Source organism: Cupriavidus sp. USMAHM13, from assembly GCF_001854285.1.
GTDB lineage: Bacteria > Pseudomonadota > Gammaproteobacteria > Burkholderiales > Burkholderiaceae > Cupriavidus > Cupriavidus malaysiensis.
The window spans coordinates 2,058,389-2,079,747 of record NZ_CP017751.1; the positions used below are offsets into that span (position 1 = coordinate 2,058,389).

Sequence of the window (21,359 nt, forward strand, 5' to 3'; positions counted from 1 at the left end):
CGCAGGGCAGGCTGCGGCCATCATCCATGGCCGCGATGACGCCATCGAATCGGCGTGCTCACGCGCCGACTCGCCGCGACGCATGCTTCATGCTTATGCCGGCAGGCTCTCGAGCCAGGATTGATAGTGCCGCTTCTGGTCTACCACGGTCGACGGGCAGACATCGGGGCCATAGGCGAAGATCCCGACCATGTCCGTCTCTCCTGGTTCCAGCCCCATCGTCAGCTGGTAGGCCGTCAGCCCCTTGCCCGTCCGCCGGATGGAGTCGATGCAATAGACGTCCAGGCTCGCGCCATAGCAGATCGGATGCAAGCCGGACAATGCCATGATGTCGCGCACCTGGCAGAGTGCCGCAAAGAAATCCGGTCCCATCGTGTCGATGAACTGTTGACGGTAGCTTGCGCGCAGGCGACAAGCGCCGAATTCCTCGCCGATTCTGAACTGGATCGTTTCACCGTCTTGGCCACCCCCAAGCGGCACCTCGACGATGCCTGATGTGGGTACGTCGAGACCGACGGTCATCAGGGAACGGATTGAAGCCATTGATCGTAGTAGTCGCGCTGCTCCGGCACGGTGGCGGGAATCACGGCCAGGCCATCGAAGACCAGCACCAGATCGAATTCCGTGATCGCCCTGCCCATGGTGAGATGGTAAGCAAGCAAGCCCCGGCTCCGCTTGCGAGTGGATCCCGTGGGGTACACGTCGAGGCTCGCGCCGGAACAGAGAGGGTGGAATCCATCGCGCCCGAGTGTCTCGCGTATCCGGCACAAGGCGTCGAAGAAGTCCATTGCGGTCACTTCGATGACATCTTCCCGGTAACGCGCGCACAAGCGGCAGTTCGTGTCATTGTCCCAGCCTTCGAACTGGATCGTGTCGCTGACGTTGTCGCCGACTAGCGGAGCCTGAAATACAAACATCGACAGGAATGCCAGGGCGTCCTGCCCCTGGCTGATCGATTACCGTATCTGCAGTCTAGGTGACTGCCGGCCTCCGGGGCCGCCCGCGCCCTGTCCGGAATGCATGGGTTTCAGCGTGGCGCCGGGCCGGCATTCCGGTCCTGCCGGTCTCATGTGCGGTCTTGCCATCCCTCATGCGCGCCGGGTTCTCGTCGCGCTGCCTGTCAACGCTCTCGCCGCGACAGGTGGCAGCATGGGGCACGACATCCGGCGACGAGCACCTTGCCATGGCGCGGGTCGCTCCATGGGCATGGGTCATCGTTCCCGGCCTGAGGTTGGCACGCTGCTTGCGGCTGACCTGATGCGGCAGTCCGCCGCATGATGGATGCAATGGAGACTGAAATGGGACAGCAACAGCAACCGGGTCAATCGCAATCGAGTGGGCAGCCGGGCCAGAAGCATGACGAGTCGCAGACCGGACAACGCGACAGGAAGCAAGGCCAGACGCAGGGTGGCGGCCAGATGGGCGGCCAAGACCAAGGGCAGGGCCAGCAAGACCGGGGCGGCCGGCAGGGCCAGCAGGGCCAGCAGGGCGGCCGTCAACCATGATCTGCGCGATGATCGGCAAGTGATTGTCGAGGGAGGCGTGGCGGTCACACCCGATGCTGCCGCGACGCACTGCTTAGATTCACTGCGTAGATGATCGGGGTGCCGGGACTTCGCGTTCCGGCCTCTTTTTGCCCCGGTCTCTGTAGGGGTATTCCTACAAGGGAAACAGTCAATCCCCGGCGCGCATTCCATCCATTGCCGACTCAAAGGATGGGATGCGGCACCCTACCCTGGAGTCAGGGTGGCTGGACAGGGGAACTGCTTTGTATCAGCTATATGAGCTGCACAGTACGGCCCGGGCGTCGTTCCTTCCCTGGCTGCAGGCCAATGCAGGCTGGCTGGAGGCCAACGGGAACGCGCTGCCGTTCACGCCTGGCCGCTACCTCGCGGCCGGCTGCCAATTGTTGGCGCGCCTTTGCCAAGGCTATCCCAGGCCGCAATTCGGCTTGACCCGGACCTCGATCGACGGGCATCGCATAGCGGTCGCGGAGTCGGTCGTGCTGGACAAGGCGTTCTGCCGCCTTCTGCATTTCGAGCGCGCGGCTTGCCTCGGACAGCCCGTCGTTCTGCTCGTCGCACCGCTGTCCGGCCACCACGCCACGCTGTTGCGCGACACGGTGCGGACGATGCTGCCCGACTTCGATGTCTATCTCACCGACTGGCGCGATGCCCGCGAGGTTCCGCTCGCGGACGGCGTCTTTCACCTGGACGACTATGTCGCCTACCTGCAGGAGTTCATCGACTACCTCGGGACGAAGTTCCACATCGTCGCGGTGTGCCAATCGACCGTGCCGGCGCTCGCCGCCGTGTCCTTGCGGGCGAGTCGTGGTCAATCCACGCCGCAAAGCATTACGCTGATCGGCGGCCCGATCGACGCCAGGTGCGAGCCCACGACGGTCGGCGAACTGGCGGCAAGCCGGCCGCTCGCGTGGTTCGCGCGCGAAATGATCGACACCGTGCCGGCCTGCTATCCCGGCGCCGGCCGCAGGGTCTGCCCGGGTTTCCGCCAGCAGATGGCATTCATCGCGATGCACCCGGAGCTTCACCTGCGATCGCACCTGGACTTCTACTTCGACATGGTCGCAGGCAATGCCGACAGGGCTCGCAGGCATCGATCCTTCTATGACGACTACAACGCCATGCTCGACATGCCTGCCGAGTATTTCCTGGAGACGGTGCAGATCGTTTTTCAGGAGTGCCGGCTGGCGCGCGGCACCTGGTGCATCGGCGGCGAGTCGGTGCGTCCCTGCGATATCCGCGACAGTGCATTGATTACGGTGGAGGGCGAGCACGACGACATCTGCAGCCCGAGCCAGACCCGCGCGGCGCTCGATCTGTGCGCGGGTATCGGCGCCTCCCGGAAACATGACCTGACTGCCAGCGGCTGCGGCCACTATGGCATCTTTTCCGGTACCAAGTGGCGCACCTGGATCTATCCGCGCGTCCGCGCGCTGATTTATCGGTACGCATGCCTGCCGGCCGCGCACATGTAATGGATGCAAGGCCGCGCAGACTTGCCCGACGCGGCGCAGCGCGCCGCTGCCTTCGCGCCGGTTCGCGCTGGCGCGCACCTTGCGTCGGAACGGTGACAGACCAAAGCCATGGAGGACCAGGCGATGACAGCAAGCCGCAAGAAGACACCGGACGGGCAGCAGGCCGAGCCCAGGCGCCCGGGAGGACAGCGCGCCCGCTCGCAGACCGACGCGCAAGCCGGTGGCAAGAGATCGACCTACCAGGAATCCGTCGACGACGCCCTCGAGATGACATTTCCCGCCAGCGACCCGGTCTCTACCAGTCCGGCCATGCATCCCGTACGCCGGACCCAGACCGGGCGTGACGAAGTGGACTGGCACCTGCAGCCTGGCAGCGAGCGGCCGCCGGTGCGCCACAAGGGCGGCAACAAGGCAGGCCACAAGGCAGGCCACAAGGGCGGCAACAAGGGAGGCATACACCGCTGAAGTCCCGCACGGTCGGCATTGCCGCGCTCGTCGCGCGAGGACCGGTACGGCAGGGCACGGCATTTTTCTTCGAATTTCCCGATCCCGCCTGCAGCCGGCAGGCCTGGATCTTCGCTGCGGACAGGGCACGTCATGTTGCCGGAGGGCCGCGGCCACATGGAGACCATCATGCCCAGAGCATCCAGCATAGCGCGCGCAAAGGTTGACAAGCGGGCGGGCAAGGCGCCGAGCACCCAGGCCGGTCATTTCGTTCGCGACGAAATCGAGGCCGTGCGCAAAGGCAAGCATGGCGTGCGCTCTGCCAAGCAGGCGATCGCGATCGGCTTGTCGGAGGCGCGCCGCGCCGGCATTGACGTCCCGCCGAAGAAGGGGGCCGGCCCGGCAACTTCCAAGTCCGCCGGCAAAGACGCCGGCAAAGACGCCGGTAAGGCGGCGCCGCGACGCGCCAGTTCGGAAAGCAAGGCCAAGCGCAGCAGGGTGGCTACCGAGGTGCTCAAACAGGAGGGCACGGCCGGGGTCTCGCATCGCGCGCTGTCCGCCCAGGCCAAGCGTGCGGCCGGCAGCCGTACTGCTGCCGATCGATCCGCATCCGCCAAGAAGGCTGCCAAGACCAAGGGCGCGGCGGGCCGTTCCGAGGCGGCCCGCAAGGCTGCGCGTACTCGCGCGGCGAGAGGATAGCTGCCTGAAAGGCTGGCCGGCTGTATCGCTGAGTCAACGCATTCCATGGAGAAAGCGCACCCGGGCGGCGGTGCATCCGGGGCGCAGGCCAGGCGCGCAGCATGGCCGCAGCACGGCGATGGCCAGCCTTTGCAACCACGCGCACGGCGCTGGCGGCGCGGTCGATCGCGCGGACATTGCGAATGACGCCGTGGACGGATGGGCCGGCGCCGACGGCGAGGAAATGCACGCCAGCGTATGCCCGCAGTTCGTGCCCTCGTCGAGCCGGGTCGCCAGCTCGCCCGGCGACAGGATGCCGGCGAAATGATGGTCGGCATCGATGACCAGAAGCCGGCGTACCTGGGCACTCTCCCTCTTCTGTCTGGCCAATTCGATCGGATCGGATCCGCTGCACCGGTACCGTCCCTCGGACATGGCAGCGCGCGGTGACGTCGCGGTCGGTCAGCACGCCGACCAGCCTGCGACCGTCGCAGACCGGAATCGCGCCGACGCGCTGCTTTGCCATCATCCGTGCCGCAAGCCGCACCGGGTCCACAGTGCCCAGGTAGGCCGGCTCCGCGTCATGACATCGGCAACGCAGGGCCTGGCCCTGCCCGGGTGTTGCACTGCTGGCATCGCGTTCTCCAATCTTCGAGGCTGCGGACGGCTCGTCGGCGGAACCCCGGGGCGCGCAAGATCCGTTCCCGCTTCCTCACCGGTTCACGGGCCAGGTGCGGCGGATCCTGGCTGCGGCGGGGGGACGGAGCATGCGATGGCAAAAGAACCTGCCCTGCCAGATTGGATGGATTCCGGACGGGCAGCGGTCACGCATGGTTCACGATGCCGCGTTTATGCTGAACGCCACAAAGAATGACAGGAGACATCGATGATCGCCATTTTTGTCAGGGGCGCTTCACATCGGCCGATTTTCATTCCGACCCGCGTGGCCGACACACGGTCGCTGCAGCCGAGCGCGGGCGATTTCGTCAGTGTGTTCTCCATCGACGGCGGCGTCGAATACTGCATCCGTCTGCATGGTCCGGTCGGCCCCGCCTGCTGGCGCGGCACGATCCTCTCCATCGGTCGGGAAGGCGTGCCGGCCGTGGTTGCCCAAGGGATTGAACTGGATGATGTGGTTGAGGTCGACCAGTCCGAAATGGCGAATCTCATCCACTGCCAGCGGATAGGCTAGCGCTGTCTTTGCGACGAAGCGGCCTCCTGCCGGGGGCGTGCCGTTCAGGTCGCCGCCATCATGAGAAATCGAGGCCGATGGGGATTCCCGGAGCCAGGGGCCCTGGAGACAGCCCTTGGCGATCCGGGTCCTGCAGTGCCTGAGGTGGAGCGTGAGCGCACTCGCCAGTGCCGATCCAGGTCCAGGCCGGCGTTGGCAGCGGTTGCCCGCCGACATGTAGTTCTTACCGATCCCGGAAGCTTTTTCCGTAGCCGGCCAGCCGTCGTGCGCCTTGTCGGCACGTGCGGCTCGGCCGGCCTGCTGGCCTGAACGTTGCGTCTTTGCTGGTCTACCGGATGGCGTGGCCGAGCAGCGAGGACAAGATGGCGACAGCAGGCCGAAGGAAAGCACTCGGCGCACCGCACGCCGTGGCGGCCGTTCCGGCCCGGGCGGACGCGCAGGCCGGAACGGCCACGCAGGGCGCGGCCTGCCGGCAGAGCGTAGACGATGCGCTGGAGATGACGTGCCCCGCCGGCAATCCGATTTGCCCAGGACCGGCCATGCCATGGCGAAGACGCTGCTGATCCATTCCGGCGCGCTCGGGGGCCGGGGCGGCCATCGCGAAGTCACGCTCTACAACCTCGGCTGCCTGTTGGCCGAGGCAATGGGCTATGAGTTCGGCGGCGTGTGGAGCGAGGCGGCGCGCGGGCGCGATGTCTACCTGCTGCCTCTGCAGACCGTGGTGGGGATGGAGTCGGCCAGCCGGCTTGGCATCCGCTCCAGCGCCGACCTGTTCGGCGGCGTGGTGCCTTTCCCTTTCGTAGCGACCAAGGCCATCACGCACGGCTTGGTGTCCGCCGACGCGGCCGCGCCGCCGGGATGGGTGCCCGCGCTGGCGAGGCGGCTTCGGAACGTGGTCCTGCCGGGCTACACCGCGTTCTCCAGGCGCGACGCGCGGATCGCGGCGGGGCGCCTGCTGCGCAATGGTTCCGTTCGCGTCAAGGAGGCGGGCAGCGATGGCGGCCGGGGCCAGGGAGTGGTACGCAGCCTGGCGGAACTGGAGGCCTTGCTGGATGCGCAGGAAGCGGACGGCTCGTCCCGCCTGGCCGCGGAGGGCCTGGTGCTCGAACGGAATCTCGAGCGGGTGCAGACCTTCAGCGTGGGACAGTTCAGCGTCGGCGAGATTACTGCCAGCTATTGCGGCGTGCAGTCGTGGACGCGCGACAACCGGGGCGAGCGCGCCTATGGCGGCTCCACCCTGACGGTGGTGCGCGGTGGCTTCGAGCGCCTGCTGGCGCTCGGCGCCCGCCGGGCGCCGCCGGATGTGGTGCGCGCGGCGGTCGCCTATCACTCGGCCGCGCTCGACTGCTTCCCGGGATCATGGGTGTCGCGCAGCAACTATGACGTGGCGCTCGGTGAGGCGCCGGAGTGCGGGCGCCTGCTGGGCGTGCTGGAACAGTCCTGGCGCGCAGGCGGTGCCAGCGGCGCCGAGATCCTGGCGCTGGACGCGTTCCGCAGGAGCCCCGCCCGGCAGGTCGCGGCAGTGGCCACGCGCGAACGATACGGCGCGGTCGCGCTGCCGGCGCACGCGCGACTGCTGTTCGAGGGAGAGGACCGTGAGCGGGGCGTGATGGCCAAGTACGCCATCCTGCTTGCGGATGCGGTGGACGAGGCTGACGGGATGGCTGACGATGGCAGCGCATGAAAGACCGGTGGAGATCCGCGCTGGCAGCGGCACCATCGCCGGCACGTTGATCGCACCGGCGACGGAAATGCCGGGTGTTCTGTTCGTGCATGGCTGGGGTGGAAGCCAGGAGCAGTATCTTGCTCGGGCGCGCAAGGTCGCCGGCCTTGGCTGTGTGTGCCTGACCTTCGACCTGACCGGCCATGCTGCGACCCGTTCGCTCTACGAGACGGTCAATCGCGAGCGCAACCTGGAAGATCTGCTTGCGGCCTATGACCTTCTTACCAGCCAGCCGATGGTCGACAAGCGTGCCATCGCCGTGATCGGCAGTAGCTATGGTGGCTATCTCGCCGCCCTGTTGAGCGAGATGCGGCCGGTGCGCTGGCTGGGACTGCGCGCGCCCGCACTCTATATGGACAGCGGCTGGGAGCTGCCCAAGCGCGAACTGCACCGGACCCAGGACCTGGTGGCCTACCGGCGCGCGGTGGTGCCGGCGCAGAGCAACCGGGCGCTGCGCGCCTGCGCGGCGTTCGAGGGCGATGTGCTGGTGATCGGCTCCGAGCTCGACATGATCGTGCCGCACACGGTGGTCACGTCCTACGTTGATGCCTTCTCGCGCGCGGAGTCCATTACCTACCGCACCATCCGCGGCGCGGATCACGGGCTGACCGAAGAAGAGGCCCAGCGCGCCTACAGCACGCTGTTGATGAACTGGCTGCGGGAAATGGTCACCGGGGCCCGTTCGGGGCCTGTGTCGCCCGGTGCGAGGCCGAACGATCCGGTTGCCGCCACCAAGCTGCTGCAGCGCGCAGTGGAGCCGGCCTAGCTGAGGCAGCCGACTAGGCTTCGCCTGCACCGAGGCGGCGCTTGACGGCGCCTGCGGCCTCCAGCAGTTCCAGTACGCGCGGCCGCCAGCGCGCGGCGTAGGCGCGCAGGCCAGGAGTGCGGCCGCGCGAAGCCTGGTCGCGCAGCAGGGTCAGGTATTGGGCTTGTGCTTCGATGCAGACGGTCTGCAGGTAGATGCCGTCGAACTTATCGGGCGGTACGGTGCGCAGCCGCGCGGCTTCCGCCGCTTCGGGAATCCGTTCCACCGGTTCGACGCCCGCTGCCTTGGCCAGTGCCTCCAGTTCGGCCTGAGCCTGCGTATAGCTGCGCTCCGTGCGCGCGCTCAGTTCCTTCAGGCCGGCATCGCGTGCCCGATTCCGTGCGAGCCGTGCTGCCACGCGCTGCAGCTGGAGTGAGAGCACGGCTTCGTCGAGGAAGCGCAGGTCATTGGTCGTCAGGGCGGTGTCGGGCGGACTCCTGCCGCCGGGGCGGTGCTGATGATCGTCGGGCAGGCCGCCGAAGGTGTCCGGCGGCGCGGTCTGCGGCGGCGTGGGGGCGGAGGGATCGGCGGCCGCTGGCGGCCGGGCAGTATCCTGCGCCAGCCGCTCGCCGGCGCCCGCCGGGGCGAGGCATAGCGGCGGCGTCACGGCGCACAGCACGAGCAGGGCGCGTAGAGAGCGTAGAGAGATGGGGACGATGGTCTTGCGAAGCATGGGGAGACTCCTCGGCTCCAGCGTGGGACGGGAGATCGGTCAGTCGGAGCCGGCGCGCCGGGAGGTGCTGGGGCCTTCGCGGGAGCGCTGTGTCCAGCGGGCTTCTTCTCCGGCCGGCGGCTCGCGTCCATGCGTCCGCTTCGTGGCGACAAGCGCCCGCCGCGATGGCGCACAGGGCGGCGCAGCCGGAGAGTCGGACGCGGGACGGGAGGCTCGTCATCCGCTCCTCGATCTCGGTCAACAGGGAAAGGTCGGTGGGGCAAGGTGATCACTGTTCCGATGCCCCGGTGTCCGCGCCGGCGCCACCGGCGGTCCTGGCGGCGGCTCCGTGCAGGGCCATGCCGGGCTCCCAGGTGGAATAGGGGGGGACCTTGCGGGGATCCTGGCCGCGCAGTCCATTCGCGCCGCGATTCGGCGCGCCGCTGTGCTCCAGGCTTTCCCAGGGGCGGGCCGCTGCGCTGGCGTAGTCGCCGCATGGGATCGCGCTGGCGGGGTCACCCGGATGCGCATCGCGGTCGACCAAGGAGAAGGCCGGTGCGGCCATCGGCACCAGGCTCTGGGCGCCCGCGCCGGCGATCATGGTGCAGAGACCGATAGCCAGCAGGCTGGCGAAGGCAGGTTTGCGTTGCATGAGATCCTCCTCTGCGCGGGAGTCGCCGATGAAAGGGGGGGCTGCATATCACGTGCCTGTTCTTCGTATTGCCGGCAGGCCGCGTCGATAGCCGGCGGCGGGGGGCCGCCAAATGCCTGCGGCTTGGAGCCGCCGATCGCCTCCCCCCGCATTCCGCTCCGGATCGTTGCCGGTGCAGGGAACAGGCAGCCACGCGGTCGCGCGTGCGGTGGCTTCCTTGAATATCCTCGCCGGACGCTGTCCAGCCAAATGAGGCGTTCAGCCTCGCGTCGAGCGGCCGGGATCTCCGCCCCGCATCACCGGTGATGCCCCCGCGGTGTGCCGATCTCCTGAGAGGAAACGAAAGAGGAAACGAAAGAGGAAACGAAAGGAGCATGCAGGGCGACGGAGCGTCGGACACAGGCGGACAGTCTTCGGCAGGAAAATTTCCTAAGCTTCCCAGTAAAGATTACACACCGGGCCGAAAGCCCATGTTTCCCATCCGTGGCAACGAAGGCGCACAGCCAGGGTTTCCCCAGGCGGTTCTGTATTGCCGACGTCCGGGCCAGGTGGCCCGGTAAATGGGGTGATAGCGATGGCTCATTCGATGGCTCATGTCCTGATCGTGGACGACGACGAAGCGACGCGCGAGGTGCTCGAGCAGGTTGTGACGGACGAAGGGCTCTCCGTCGCCAGCACTGGGTCATTGCGCGACGCGGCTGTGCACATCGAGCGGAAGATGCCGGACGCGTTGTTGGCGGATCTGCAGCTTCCCGATGGCAGCGGGCTCGAACTCATCTCCAAGATCGACAGGGCGTGCGCCGACGTCATCGTCACCACCGGCTACGCGGATGTCGAGACGGCGATCGATGCCATGCGTTTCGGCGTGGCTGACTACCTGGTCAAGCCGATCGACCTGTGCTACCTGCGGACACTGCTCGCCAGGATTGCCGGCAAGCCGCGGCCGGCGCGATGCGCAGACAGTCCGGCGGCCGCGCCGGAGCAGGCGTGGCAGGCGGAGCAGGCGGGCTTCGGCTCCATGGTGGGCACCTCGGAAGCCATGCTGCGCATGTACGAAACCATGCGCCGCGTCGCGCCGACCGATGTCAGCGTGCTGCTGATCGGAGAGAGCGGCACCGGCAAGGAATTGGTCGCCCGGACCTTGCACGAGCTCTCGCTGCAGCGCGGCGCGCCGTTCCTGGCGGTCAATTGCGCTGCCATTTCGCCGCTGCTGCTGGAGAGTGAGTTCTTCGGCCACGAGCGGGGGAGCTTTACCGGTGCGAATCGGCGGCATGATGGCTACTTCGCCCAGGCAGAGGGAGGAACCCTGTTCCTGGATGAGATCACCGAAATGCCGGCCGAGCTGCAGGTCAAGCTGCTGCGCACGCTGGAGTCCGGCACCTATATGCGAGTGGGCGGGCAGCAGGAGTACCGCGCGAACGTTCGCATCATTTCCGCGACGAACCGGGATCCCTGCCAAGCCATCGCGGAGAACAGACTGCGTGCCGACCTGTTCCATCGGTTGAGCGTCTTCCCCATCATGATGCCGCCGCTGCGCGAGCGCGGCGACGATGTGGTGATGCTTGCGGAGGCGGTGCTGGAGCAGCTCAACAGCCGCTATGGCAGCCACAGGCGGTTCGGTAGCGCCGCGCTGGACGCCCTGCGCCGCCATGCCTGGCCCGGCAACGTCAGGGAGCTGCGCAATGTCGTGCAACGTGCCTACATCATGGCGGACCGTGACGTCGTGGATGAGATCACGCTGCCTCCCCCTTGCGCCGCGCCGTCGCCCCGCGATCGCTCCACGGTCTCCTTTCGCATCGGGTGCTCGATTGCCGAGGCGGAGATGCAATTGATCTTTGCCACCCTGGCGGCCTGCAAAGGCGTGAAGAACCATACGGCCAGCATGCTCGGGGTCAGCCTCAAGACGCTTTACAACCGCCTGGAGTACTACCGGGCGCGCGGCGAGCTGCCGTCCTGGCTGCAGGAGGGCTGTGCCCGGCGCGGGGCGGACAGCTAGTCCGCTGAATCATTGCTGAATCATTGAATGGGGAGGTGAAAGACATGGCCTGCGGGAATCAGCGCCAGGCGCGGAGCACAGCCATCGCGCGATGGCGAGCCTTTGCAGCGATGCGATGCGCCCGCATGGCATGGCAGGCACCGACCGAACCCTGGGATTCAGTGGGCCAGGATATCGTGAGCTTACGGGTGCGACCATGGTGCGCACGCCCTTGCGATCCAGCATGCGCCGGCAGCCGGAGGCCCGGCTCGCCAGCACGGTCGAATCCGTGCATGCGCCGCGCGCGAGGCCGGTCGCAGGCGGCCGCCTTCTTGTGGCAGCGCCCGCCACGCTCACCGCGCCGCGCGCTCGCTTGCGCCGTCCCTTGCCTGCTGCGCCAGGCGCACCAGTTCCACCAACGCTTGTTCCGCCGCTTCGCGCCCGCGCTTGCCGTGGTCGTTGACCAGCCTGCCGTCGACCTGCCGCAGGACATCCGGCAGCCGCAAGGCGGCGGCGAGCAGTGCGCGTTCGTCGGCGCTGAGCGGGGGCGGGGCGCCGGTGCGCAGCAGCCGTACGACGAGCCAGCCGGATCCAAGGAGGGTGAGCAGGCCGAGCATCGCGGCGATGGCCGGCCAGGGGCCGGCCTGGTGGCGCGCCAGGATGGCAGCCGCGGGCGTGAGGATCCAGCCGGCGCTCACGGCCAGGCAGGCCAGGATCAGCGGGCGCATCGGCATGCGGTCCGGGCAAGGGTGCTGGCGCGCGCACGCGCCTGGTCTCTGGCTGATGCCGTCAAGCTTCGGCTCCTTGTGTTGTTCGCGGTCGGGCATGGGCAGTTCTGGCGCGCGCAAGCCGACCATTGCGCATGCCTGGTATGACGGCTGCGCGTGCGCCGGGGTGGAATGCTGGCGGTGCCGTCGCGCGCCGCGCGAACCGCGCAAGCTGATCCCGGCCTTGAACGACATGATGGCGCGGCCCAGCGAGGCGGATGACGACCGGGCGGCAATGCGCTGACGCAGCCAGGCCGGAGCCTTGCGCGCCTTCGTGGCGAGGCATCGCGCGGCCCATCGACGGGCTTAGGGCTGGCTTCATCAACCAAGCTGTGATTGAGGACACTAGCCCGCTTCCGCCGCCGGATTGGCGCTGGCCCGCAGGCAGTCGAGCGCCAGCGCCACGGCCTGGCGGCTGACGCTGTCCGGCCGCCAGTACATCGCCACCGCGCCGGAACTGCCGAGTGGCATCGGCATGGCCAGCACGCGCAGCACGTTCAGGCGCTCGAAGCGCGCCGCGGCGCGGTGCGAGGCGACGCCGATCAGGTCCGCCTGGTTGAGCAGCGTGACATTCAGCATGGCCGAATTGGACTCGACGCAATGCTGCGGCATGGCCTGCCCGGCGCTGGCCAGCGCCGATTCCAGCGCGGTGCGCACCGGCGTGCCCGGCGGCCACACGATCCACGGGTAGCGGAACAGGTCGTTCCAGTCGACCGCGGTGCGCTGCGCCAGCGGATGCTGCAGGCCCACCACGAAGTTGACCGGATCGCGATACAGCGTTTCGGTCTCCAGCCCCGGGTCGAGCTGGGCGTTGGCGGCACGGCCCACCACCACGTCGATCTCGCCGCGCACCAGCGCAGGCATCAGCTGGTTCATGGTGCTCTCGACCAGGCGCACCTGCGCGCGCGGCATCTGCCGCACCAGGCGGGCCACCGCCATCGGCACGGTGTCGGCGGCCGAGACGCCCGAGGTGCCGATCGATACCAGTCCGCTGCCGCCATCGCGCAGCGCCAGCATGTCGTCGCGCGCGCTGTCGAGATGGCCTTCGATGCGCCTGGCATGCTCGATCAGCGCCATGCCGTAGGGGGTGGGGCGCAGGCCGCGCGCGTGCCGCTCGAACAGCGGCAGGCCGATGTCCTCTTCCAGGTCCTTCAACCATTTGGAGAGGGCCGGCTGTGTCGTATTGAGCGCCTCGGCGGACTGGCTCAGGTTGCCGGTCTGGCCGACGGAGAGCAGCATCTGCAGATGGCGCAGCCGCAGGCGGTGGGTCCAGTCGGTGGTCATCTGCGTTCGTCCAGATATACGATAAATCGTATGGATGAGAAGAATTCGTGATTTTACATGGTATAGCTCGCCGCCCTATAAATACAGCCATCCCGATCACGAACGAAGCGGTCCGGGCCATGCGGCCCGCAGCCGCACCGGCCTTCGCGCCGGGCCATCAAGAGAGACAGGAGACCCGTATGTCCGACTCCGCGCAAGCGTCCGCCCGCGCAGCCTACTACGAGCACATCGCGCGCCATAGCATGTCGCCGCTGTGGGAATCGCTGCACAGCCTGGTGCCGAAGGCGCCGCAGCCGCAGGCGGTGCCCGCCATCTGGAAGTACGCGCAGTTGCGCGAACTGGTGATGGAGGCGGGGCGCGTGATCAGCGCGGAGGAGGCGATCCGCCGTGTCCTCGTGCTGGAGAATCCCGGCCTGCCCGGCAAGTCGAGCCTGACCCCCAACCTGTATGGCGGCCTGCAGCTGATCCTGCCGGGCGAGGTCGCGCCCAGCCACCGGCACACCCAGTCGGCGCTGCGTTTCATCGTCGAGGGCAAGGGGGCCTGGACCGCCGTCGACGGCGAGCGCACCACCATGCATCCCGGCGACTTCATCATCACACCGTCGTGGACCTGGCATGACCACGGCAATCCTTCGGTGGACGAGGGCGGCGAGCCGGTGGTGTGGCTGGACGGCCTCGATATTCCCCTGCTGCGCCAGCTCGACGCCGGCTTCGCCGAGAACTATCCGGAGGCCATGCAGCCGGTCACGCGGCCGGAGGGCGACAGCTTCGCGCGCTTCGGCCACAACATGATGCCGGTGCGCCATGCCAGCACCGACCCGACCTCGCCGGTCTTCAGCTATCCGTATGCCCGCAGCCGCGAAGCGCTCGATACGCTCTACCGCCACGGCGACCTCGACCAGTGGGACGGGGTCAAGCTGCGCTACGTGAACCCGACCACCGGTGGCTGGCCGATGCCCACCATGGCCACCTTCATGCAGTTCCTGCCCAAGGGCTTCCATGGCAGGAGCTACCGCAGCACGGATTCCACCGTCTACTGCGTGGTGGAAGGGCAGGGCCGGGCCAGCATCGGCGCGCACACCTTCGCCTTCGATCCGCACGACGTCTTCGTCGCGCCGTCGTGGCAGCCGGTGCGGCTCGAGGCCGACAGCGACGCGGTGCTGTTCAGCTATTCGGACCGGCCCGTGCTGGCGGCGCTGAACCTGCTGCGCGAAGCGCGCGACTGACGCCCCGGCGGCCCCGCGCCCACGCGGGCCTGCCGCGGCAGTACTTTTTCTCCGATCCGACACACAGCGAGCTCCTGCGCCACGGCCAGGGCCGTGGCCGGCGCTCGCCTCCAGCAACCCGACTGAAAGAGTCCATATCATGGCATTCGTTTTCCCGCCCGAAGCACCGGTCGCCATCCCCGTCGCCGGCAGCGATGACCAGTTCGCGGTCCGCCGCGTCTACTGTGTCGGCCGCAACTACGCCGCCCACGCCCGCGAGATGGGCTTCGACCCCGATCGCGAGCCGCCGTTCTTCTTCTGCAAGCCCGACAACGCCATCGTGCCGGTCGCCTACGGCGAGACGCTCGCGCTGCCGTACCCGGCGCAGACGCAGAACTACCACTATGAAGCCGAGCTGGTGGCGGTGATCGGCAAGAGCGGCGCGGATATCCCGGAGGCACAGGCGCTCGACTACGTGTGGGGCTATGCGGTCGGCCTCGACATGACGCGCCGCGACCTGCAGATGAAGATGCGCGAGATGGGCCGTCCGTGGGAGATCGGCAAGGCCTTCGACCTGTCCGCCCCGCTCGGCCCCATCCATCCGGCCAGCGTGGTCGGCCATTTCGAGCAGGCCGGCGTGTGGCTGGATGTGAACGGCGAGACCCGGCAGAAGAGCGACGTGTCGCACCTGATCTGGTCGGTGGCCGAAACCGTGGCCTACCTGTCGAAGTTCTTCCGCCTCGAGCCGGGCGACGTGATCTTCACCGGCACGCCGGAAGGGGTCGGCGCGGTCAAGGCCGGCGACACCATCCGGGTCGGTGTCGAGCGCCTGGGCGAACTGAACGTGAAGATCGTCTGAGACGCGGACCGGGCGCCGCAGCACGGCCGACCGCTGAGGCGGCGATGCTGCGGTGCCTTCCTCGCCTCCCATGCATTCGACGTACCCGCAAGGAAATCCACCGTGCAGCTTTACAGCTTCTTCAACAGTTCGACCTCGTACCGCGTGCGCATCGCGCTGCGGCTCAAGGGCGTCGAACACGAGTATCTGGGCGTCAACATCCGCACGGGCGGACATCGTGACAAGCAGTATGTGAACCAGGTCAACCCCTCCGCCTCGGTGCCTGCCATCGTGGACGGCGATTTCCACCTGGGGCAGTCGCTGGCGATCATCGACTGGCTGGACGCGCGCTATCCCGAGCCGCGCCTGCTCCCGGCCGACGCCGGCCTGCGGGCGCGCGTGCTGGAGCTGTCCACCCTGATCGGCTGCGATATCCATCCGGTCAACAACCTGCGTATCCTGAAGTACCTGCAGGACGTGCTGAAGGTCACGCCGGAGCAGAAGGACGCCTGGTACCGGCACTGGATCGCCGAGGGCATGGCCGGCGTCGAGCGCCTGCTGGCGCAGGCTGCCGAAGCCTACGGCGGGCCGTGGTGCTTCGGCGCGCAGCCCACGCTGGCGGACTGCTGCCTGGTGCCGCAGATCGCCAATGCCCTGCGCATGGGCTGCGACCTGGACGCCTTCCCACGCAGCCTCGCGGTGTACCGCCACGCCAGCGAGCATCCCGCCTTCGCCGCGGCCGAACCCCGGCGCCAGCCCGACTACACGGCATGAACACGGCATGACGGCAACCGCGCGCCGCACGCCGCGTGCCGCGAGCCGTGAACGAACCAGGCAGTCCAGGAGACATTGCATGAACACATCCACCTCATCGCGCCGCGTGATCGTCGTCGGCGGCGGCATCGGCGGCCTGGCCGCGGCACTCGCGCTGGCGCGCGAGGACGTCCAGGTGCTGCTGCTGGAGCAGGCCGCGCAGATCGGCGAGATCGGCGCCGGCATCCAGCTCGGCGCCAATGCCTTCAACGCGCTCGACGCGCTCGGCGCGGGCGAGGCCGCGCGCAACCGCGCGGTCTTCACCGATTCGCTGACGCTGATGGATGCCACCAACGCCAAGCAAGTCGCGCGCATCGAGACCGGCGCGCGCTATCGCGAGCGCTTCGGCAATCCGTACGCGGTGATCCATCGCGCCGACATCCACCTGTCGATCCTCGAAGCGGTGCAGGACAACCCCCTGATCCAGTTCCGCACCAATACGCAGGTGGGGGCGCTCGAACAGGACGATGGCGGCGTCACCGTGATCGACCAGCACGGCGAACGCTACCGGGCCGACGCGGTGATCGGCTGCGACGGCGTCAAGTCGGCGATCCGCGCCGCACTGATCGGCGACGAGCCGACCGTGACCGGCCACGTGGTCTACCGCGCGGTGGTCGAGGTCGAGAACATGCCGAAGGACCTGCAGATCAACGCGCCGGTGGTGTGGGCCGGACCGCATTGCCACCTGGTGCACTACCCGCTGCGCGGCGGGCGCCAGTACAACCTGGTCGTCACCTTCCACAGCCGCGAGCAGGAGACGTGGGGCGTGCGCGACGGCAGCAAGGAGGAAGTGCTGTCCTACTTCGAGGACATCCATCCGCTGCCGCACCAGATGCTGGACCGCCCGACTTCCTGGCGCCGCTGGGCCACCGCGGACCGCGATCCGGTGCCGCAATGGAGCTTCGGCCGCGCCACCCTGCTCGGCGACGCTGCGCATCCGATGACGCAGTACCTGGCCCAGGGCGCCTGCCAGGCCCTGGAAGATGCCGTCACGCTGGGCGCCGCGGTGCGGGAATGCGGCGGCGACTTCGCGGCCGCATTCCGGCTGTACGAGGCGGCGCGCATCCCGCGCACCGCGCGCGTGCTGTACTCGGCGCGCGAAATGGGCCGTATCTACCACGCCAAGGGCGTCGACCGGCTGGTGCGCAATTCGCTGTGGACCGGCCGCACGCAGGAGCAGTTCTACGACGCGTTGCAGTGGCTGCACGGCTGGCAGGCCAAGGACTGCCTGCAGGACATTCCCACCTGAACCGCCTCACCCGGAGCCCTTGCCGGGGCGCCGCGCCGTGCGGCGCCCCGGCGGCTGCCAGGACGATCCGGCACGGCCCGCCACAGCGGGCCGGCAGGACGCGCGGCGGATCATCGCCAGACCATAAGATCGAACAGGAGACACCGTGACAACCCATGCCCCTTCGCGCATCGAGGCGTTCATCGATGCACGTCCCTTCACCGCCTTCCAGCGGACCTTGCTGATCCTCTGCTTCCTGGTGGTCGCCATCGACGGCTTCGATACCGCGGCCATCGGCTTCCTGGCGCCGGCCATCCGTGCCGAGTGGCACGTGGCCCCGGCGGCGATGGCGCCTTTGTTCGGCGCCGGCCTGTTCGGCCTGATGACGGGCGCGCTGGTGTTCGGCCCGCTGGCGGACCGCTTCGGGCGCAAGACGCTGCTGGTGGCCACCACCGCCTTCTTCGGCCTGGCCAGCCTGGCCTCGATGCTGGCGCCCGACCTGCAGGCCCTGGTGGTGCTGCGCTTCCTGACCGGCCTCGGCCTCGGCGGCGCCATGCCCAACGCCATCACGCTGACCTCGGAGTACTGCCCGCGCCAGCGCCGCTCGGGCCTGGTCACGCTGATGTTCTGCGGCTTCACCATCGGCTCGGCGCTGGGCGGCCTGGCCTCGGCCCAACTGCTGCCGGTGGTCGGCTGGCGCGGCGTGCTGGCGCTCGGCGGCATCCTGCCGCTGCTGCTGGTGCCGGTGCTGGCGCTGCGCCTGCCCGAGTCGCTGCGCTTCCTGGTGGCGCGCCAGCGCCCGCAGGCGCAGGTGCTGGCCATCGCGCGCCGGCTCGACCCGGCCCTGCCGGATTCGCATCGCTTCGTGCCCGATGCCGCCAGCGCGGCCTCCCCGGTGCGCGAGCTGTTCCGCGGCGGCATGCTGGGCGGCACTCTGCTGCTGTGGGCCACCTTCTTCGCCAGCCTGCTGATCGTCTACCTGGTGTCGAGCTGGACGCCGACCTTGCTGGCCAATATCGGCGTGCCGCTGCAGCGCGCGGCCCTGGTCACGACCATGTTCCAGGTCGGCGGCACGGTCGGCGCCATCGCGCTGGGCCGGCTGATGGACCGCTTCGATCCCTACCGCGTGCTCGGCCTGTCCTACCTGTGCGCCGCCGGCTTCATCCTGCTGTGCGCCACCTCGGCCGCTTCCACCGGGATGCTGGCCGCCGCCATCTTCGGTGTCGGTTTCTGCGTCAGCGGCTCGCAGGTCGGCGTCAACGCGCTGTCGGCGGCCTATTACCCCACCAGCAGCCGCGCCACCGGTGTCAGCTGGTCCAACGCGGTCGGCCGTTGCGGTTCGGTGCTGGGCTCGATGGCGGGCGGCAGCATGCTGGCGATGAACCTGGGCTTCCAGGCCATCTTCAGCTCGCTGGCGGTGCCCGCTGTGATCGCGGCGGCGGCGCTGACGCTGATGGGCGTGCTGAGCCGCCGGCGCGCGCGTGCCGGCGGCCTGGCCCCGGCCGGTGCCGAGCGCTGAGCGCTGGGCAGGTCGGCGCCGATGGCGTGTTCTGCCAGCGTGTGCATGCAGTTGACCTCGCCTTGTCGCGGCGACGCAATGAGTCAGATTCATCATCGCCCATGACGGTGTGGTGGGGCCGCCTGGCGCCAAGCGTGCGCATCCCGGGGCGTCGAACCTCCAGCGCGGCTCGACCACCCGCTGCTAAGGTTGCGCCGCCGGGCGCGCCGGCAGGGTGAAGACGAACACCGCGCCGTGACCGGCGCGCTCGACCAGGCGGATCGTGCTGCCGTGCAGCTGCAGCATGCGGTGCACGATCATCAGGCCAAGCCCGCCGCCGCCGCGGCGGCCGTCAGCGCTCAGCGAGCGCTGGAACAGGTCCTGGCGCAGCGCCGCCGGGATGCCGGGGCCGGTGTCGGCGACCGTCACCTCGACGCCGCCGCCGGCGGCGGCGAGCGCCAGTTCGATGGCGCCGCCTGCGGGGGTGTGGCGCACGGCGTTGTCGAGCAGGTTGGTCAGGACCCGCTCGATCATGCCGACGTCGCCGCGCACGGTGGGCACCTGGGGCGGGATCTCGGCGCGCAGCGCGATCTCCCGCGCGCGCGCGGCCAGTTCGAATTTCTGGAACACGTCCTGCACGATGTCGACCAGCGCGATATCTTCCAGCGCCGGCTGCACGTGGCCGGACTCCAGCCGTGCCAGCTCGAACAGTTCCTGCGCCAGCTTGCCGACCTTGGTGCTCTGCGCCAGCGCGATGGCCAGATAGCGGCGGCGCTCTGCCACGTCCAGGGTTTCCGCCTTCAGCGACAGGGTTTCCAGGTAGCCATGCAGCGAGGTCAGCGGCGTGCGCAGGTCGTGCGAGATATTGGCGATCAGCTCGCGCCGCTGGCGGTCCTGGCGGGTGAGGGCGCGCCATTGCTCGCCGATGCGGCCGGCCATCTGGGCGAAGGTGGTCTCCAGCAGCGCGATCTCGTCGCGGCTGCGCTGCGCGGCGGCCGGTGAAGGCGGCGAGGGCGGCACCACGGGCGGCTGCAGGTCGGGCGTGCCGTCGGCATCGAAGCGGCGCATGGCCTCGGCGAGCCGCCGCAGCGGACGGGTGATCAGGCCGAAGGCGATCAGGCCGGCCACCAGGCCCAGCAGGGCGACCAGGGCCATCGACCACAGGGTGTTGCGCAACACCGAGCTGGCGGCGACGCGCGCGGCCAGGCGGTCGTGCGCCTCGCCCTGCAGGACCACGTAGATGTAGCCGGAGGGCGCCTGTCCGCCGCGCTGCAGCGGCGCGGCGCTGAACACCTTGCGCGCGTCGGCGCTGCGCGGATCGTCGCCGAGGATGGGCAGCGGCTCGCCGGCGATGAAGCGGCGCACCGGCTCCAGGTCGACGCGCGTGCGCTTGACCCGTCCCGGCGGCGCGTCATCGCCGCGGATATTGCCTTCATTGTCGAGCAGGTAGATCTCGGTGCTGGGGTTGACGCCCATCAGCTGGCCGAACAGGCGCCGCACGGCGTCCGGGCGCAGGCCGTGCTCGTCCATCAGCGAGGCGCTCTGCGCGATATGGCGGGCGATGTCGCGCGACAGGTCCTGCACGACCTCTTTCTCATGCATCTCGCTGGAGCGGATCTGCAGCCAGGCCGAGGCGCCGCAGCACGCCAGCAGCAGCACCGAGAAAACCAGCGACAGCCGCTGCGAGAGGGTCAGGTTCATCGCGTCTCCCCGCTGTCGTCCGTGCCCGGCGCGACGAACTTGTAGCCGCGTCCCCATACGGTGAGGATGCGCGCCGGCTGGGCCGGATTGGCTTCGATCTTGGCGCGCAGCCGGTTGATGTGGGTGTTGACCGTGTGCTCGTAGCCCTCGTGCTGGTAGCCCCACACCGCATTGAGCAGGTCCATGCGCGAGAAGGCCTTGCCGGGGTGGCGCGCGAAGTGGTGCAGCAGGTCGAACTCGCGCGGCGTCAGCTCGATGCGGGTGCCGTCGACCGAGACCTCGCGCGTGAGCGGATCGATGCGTACGCCGCCGATCTCCACGGTGCCGGCCTCGATGCGCGAGTCCCTGGCCAGGGCATCCACGCGCCGCAGCAGCGCCTTGACGCGCGCCACCAGTTCCAGCACTGAGAACGGCTTGGCGAGATAGTCGTCGGCGCCCAGTTCCAGCCCGAGGATGCGGTGCACCTCGCCGGAACGCGCGCTGGTGATGATGATGGGCGTGTAGCGCGCCATCGCGCGTGCGCGGCGGCAGATCTCCAGCCCGTCGACGCCGGGCAGCATCAGGTCCAGGATCAGCGCGTCCCAGCCGCCTTGCTCGAGCAGGCGCAGTCCTTCGTTGCCGTCGGCGCTGTGCACCACCGTGTAGCGCTCGTCGCGCAGGTGCAGGCTGAGCACGTTGGCGATGTCGATGTCGTCTTCGACGATCAGGATCCGTCTGGGCTGTTCCATGGCAGGGCGGGAGAGGCGGGAGGCTGGCAGGTTGCGGCCCCATTCTGCAGGATTTCCGGCGCCGAGTTATCACAATAAATTTAACTTTCCGTGAGGACTTCGGGACGGGGCGGCCGCTACGCTGCGTGCATTCCCATCCGCCAGGCGTGGCCCGCCGGGTTCCGGGGCGAGCGGTGGC

Annotated in this window: 22 protein-coding genes; 12 read left to right on the forward strand and 10 right to left on the reverse strand. The window is 68.6% G+C overall.

All coding sequences use genetic code 11. From position 1 onward, the window contains the following. Positions 1 to 93: 93 nt before the first annotated feature. The 3 genes from BKK81_RS09070 to BKK81_RS09080 form a co-directional block, all read right to left on the reverse strand. Positions 94 to 522, reverse strand: coding sequence for a hypothetical protein (locus tag BKK81_RS09070; RefSeq protein WP_071012233.1), 429 nt, complete (start codon positions 520 to 522; stop codon positions 94 to 96). After that, the gene (locus BKK81_RS09075; protein WP_071012235.1) at positions 522 to 917 is read right to left on the reverse strand and encodes a hypothetical protein; all 396 of its coding nucleotides are present in this window, start codon (positions 915 to 917) and stop codon (positions 522 to 524) included. Before BKK81_RS09075 ends, BKK81_RS09070 begins: the two co-directional genes overlap by 1 nt. 294 nt (positions 918 to 1,211) lie before the next feature. Beyond that, positions 1,212 to 1,499 (reverse strand): hypothetical protein, encoded by a 288-nt coding sequence (locus BKK81_RS09080; RefSeq protein ID WP_071012237.1) that lies wholly within the window; start codon positions 1,497 to 1,499, stop codon positions 1,212 to 1,214. 269 nt (positions 1,500 to 1,768) lie between these two features. On the opposite strand from BKK81_RS09080, the gene BKK81_RS09085 reads away from it, so the two are divergent. From BKK81_RS09085 to BKK81_RS09095, 3 genes are all read left to right on the forward strand, one after another. Next, the gene (locus tag BKK81_RS09085; protein ID WP_071012238.1) at positions 1,769 to 2,998 is read left to right on the forward strand and encodes a polyhydroxyalkanoate depolymerase; all 1,230 of its coding nucleotides are present in this window, start codon (positions 1,769 to 1,771) and stop codon (positions 2,996 to 2,998) included. Positions 2,999 to 3,121: 123 nt separating this feature from the next. Beyond that, positions 3,122 to 3,463, forward strand: coding sequence for a hypothetical protein (locus BKK81_RS09090; RefSeq protein ID WP_156811185.1), 342 nt, complete (start codon positions 3,122 to 3,124; stop codon positions 3,461 to 3,463). 168 nt (positions 3,464 to 3,631) lie between these two features. Beyond that, positions 3,632 to 4,141 (forward strand): DUF6496 domain-containing protein, encoded by a 510-nt coding sequence (locus BKK81_RS09095; RefSeq protein WP_071016260.1) that lies wholly within the window; start codon positions 3,632 to 3,634, stop codon positions 4,139 to 4,141. 33 nt (positions 4,142 to 4,174) lie between these two features. Here BKK81_RS09095 and BKK81_RS34165 read toward each other — a convergent pair whose 3' ends face one another. Further along, positions 4,175 to 4,555, reverse strand: a complete 381-nt coding sequence (locus BKK81_RS34165; protein ID WP_231908070.1) for a hypothetical protein — start codon at positions 4,553 to 4,555, stop codon at positions 4,175 to 4,177. 451 nt (positions 4,556 to 5,006) lie between these two features. On the opposite strand from BKK81_RS34165, the gene BKK81_RS09105 reads away from it, so the two are divergent. From BKK81_RS09105 to BKK81_RS09115, 3 genes are all read left to right on the forward strand, one after another. Further along, positions 5,007 to 5,312 carry a hypothetical protein gene (locus BKK81_RS09105; protein WP_071012244.1) on the forward strand — a complete coding sequence of 102 codons (306 nt, stop codon included), beginning with the start codon at positions 5,007 to 5,009 and terminating at the stop codon, positions 5,310 to 5,312. A 544-nt stretch (positions 5,313 to 5,856) separates the two neighbouring features. Then, entirely contained in the window at positions 5,857 to 6,996 is a 1,140-nt protein-coding gene (locus tag BKK81_RS09110; RefSeq protein WP_071012246.1) for a DUF3182 family protein, read from the forward strand. Beyond that, positions 6,983 to 7,801 carry an alpha/beta hydrolase family protein gene (locus BKK81_RS09115; protein WP_071012248.1) on the forward strand — a complete coding sequence of 273 codons (819 nt, stop codon included), beginning with the start codon at positions 6,983 to 6,985 and terminating at the stop codon, positions 7,799 to 7,801. The genes BKK81_RS09110 and BKK81_RS09115 overlap by 14 nt, the downstream gene beginning before the upstream one ends. A 13-nt stretch (positions 7,802 to 7,814) precedes the next feature. Here BKK81_RS09115 and BKK81_RS09120 read toward each other — a convergent pair whose 3' ends face one another. Together BKK81_RS09120 and BKK81_RS09125 are read right to left on the reverse strand one after the other, a co-directional pair. Then, a complete protein-coding gene (locus BKK81_RS09120) occupies positions 7,815 to 8,513 on the reverse strand; it encodes a DUF4142 domain-containing protein (protein ID WP_071012250.1) in 699 nt (232 codons plus the stop codon). A gap of 268 nt (positions 8,514 to 8,781) precedes the next feature. After that, positions 8,782 to 9,144 carry a hypothetical protein gene (locus BKK81_RS09125; RefSeq protein ID WP_071012251.1) on the reverse strand — a complete coding sequence of 121 codons (363 nt, stop codon included), beginning with the start codon at positions 9,142 to 9,144 and terminating at the stop codon, positions 8,782 to 8,784. A gap of 586 nt (positions 9,145 to 9,730) precedes the next feature. Here BKK81_RS09125 and BKK81_RS09130 point away from each other — a divergent pair. Continuing rightward, positions 9,731 to 11,140: a sigma-54-dependent transcriptional regulator gene (locus BKK81_RS09130; RefSeq protein WP_071012253.1), complete on the forward strand. Its 1,410-nt coding sequence runs from the start codon at positions 9,731 to 9,733 to the stop codon at positions 11,138 to 11,140. Positions 11,141 to 11,472: 332 nt separating this feature from the next. Here the strand turns inward: BKK81_RS09130 and BKK81_RS35285 are convergent, their stop codons facing one another. Together BKK81_RS35285 and BKK81_RS09145 are read right to left on the reverse strand one after the other, a co-directional pair. Beyond that, the gene (locus BKK81_RS35285) at positions 11,473 to 12,081 is read right to left on the reverse strand and encodes a hypothetical protein (protein WP_156811187.1); all 609 of its coding nucleotides are present in this window, start codon (positions 12,079 to 12,081) and stop codon (positions 11,473 to 11,475) included. 150 nt (positions 12,082 to 12,231) lie between these two features. Next, complete coding sequence (locus tag BKK81_RS09145; RefSeq protein ID WP_071012258.1) at positions 12,232 to 13,170, reverse strand: LysR substrate-binding domain-containing protein; 939 nt, start codon at positions 13,168 to 13,170, stop codon at positions 12,232 to 12,234. A gap of 242 nt (positions 13,171 to 13,412) precedes the next feature. Between BKK81_RS09145 and gtdA the strand changes: the two genes are divergently transcribed. The 5 genes from gtdA to BKK81_RS09170 all read left to right on the forward strand — a co-directional run bounded on the left by gtdA (position 13,413) and on the right by BKK81_RS09170 (position 18,773). Further along, positions 13,413 to 14,396 (forward strand): gentisate 1,2-dioxygenase, encoded by a 984-nt coding sequence (gene gtdA, locus BKK81_RS09150; protein ID WP_418235894.1) that lies wholly within the window; start codon positions 13,413 to 13,415, stop codon positions 14,394 to 14,396. A 139-nt stretch (positions 14,397 to 14,535) separates the two neighbouring features. After that, positions 14,536 to 15,234 (forward strand): fumarylacetoacetate hydrolase family protein, encoded by a 699-nt coding sequence (locus BKK81_RS09155; protein ID WP_071012261.1) that lies wholly within the window; start codon positions 14,536 to 14,538, stop codon positions 15,232 to 15,234. 102 nt (positions 15,235 to 15,336) lie between these two features. Continuing rightward, positions 15,337 to 15,987, forward strand: coding sequence for a maleylacetoacetate isomerase (gene maiA, locus BKK81_RS09160; protein WP_071012263.1), 651 nt, complete (start codon positions 15,337 to 15,339; stop codon positions 15,985 to 15,987). A 79-nt stretch (positions 15,988 to 16,066) separates the two neighbouring features. Beyond that, positions 16,067 to 17,275, forward strand: a complete 1,209-nt coding sequence (locus BKK81_RS09165) for a 3-hydroxybenzoate 6-monooxygenase (protein ID WP_071012265.1) — start codon at positions 16,067 to 16,069, stop codon at positions 17,273 to 17,275. A gap of 145 nt (positions 17,276 to 17,420) precedes the next feature. Further along, on the forward strand, positions 17,421 to 18,773 hold the full coding sequence (locus BKK81_RS09170; RefSeq protein WP_071012272.1) for an MFS transporter: 1,353 nt from the start codon (positions 17,421 to 17,423) through the stop codon (positions 18,771 to 18,773). A gap of 183 nt (positions 18,774 to 18,956) precedes the next feature. On the opposite strand, the gene BKK81_RS09175 is transcribed toward BKK81_RS09170, so the two are convergent. Next, positions 18,957 to 20,453 (reverse strand): sensor histidine kinase, encoded by a 1,497-nt coding sequence (locus BKK81_RS09175; protein WP_071012274.1) that lies wholly within the window; start codon positions 20,451 to 20,453, stop codon positions 18,957 to 18,959. Further along, complete coding sequence (locus BKK81_RS09180; protein ID WP_071012275.1) at positions 20,450 to 21,181, reverse strand: response regulator transcription factor; 732 nt, start codon at positions 21,179 to 21,181, stop codon at positions 20,450 to 20,452. The genes BKK81_RS09175 and BKK81_RS09180 overlap by 4 nt, the downstream gene beginning before the upstream one ends. Positions 21,182 to 21,359: the final 178 nt, after the last annotated feature.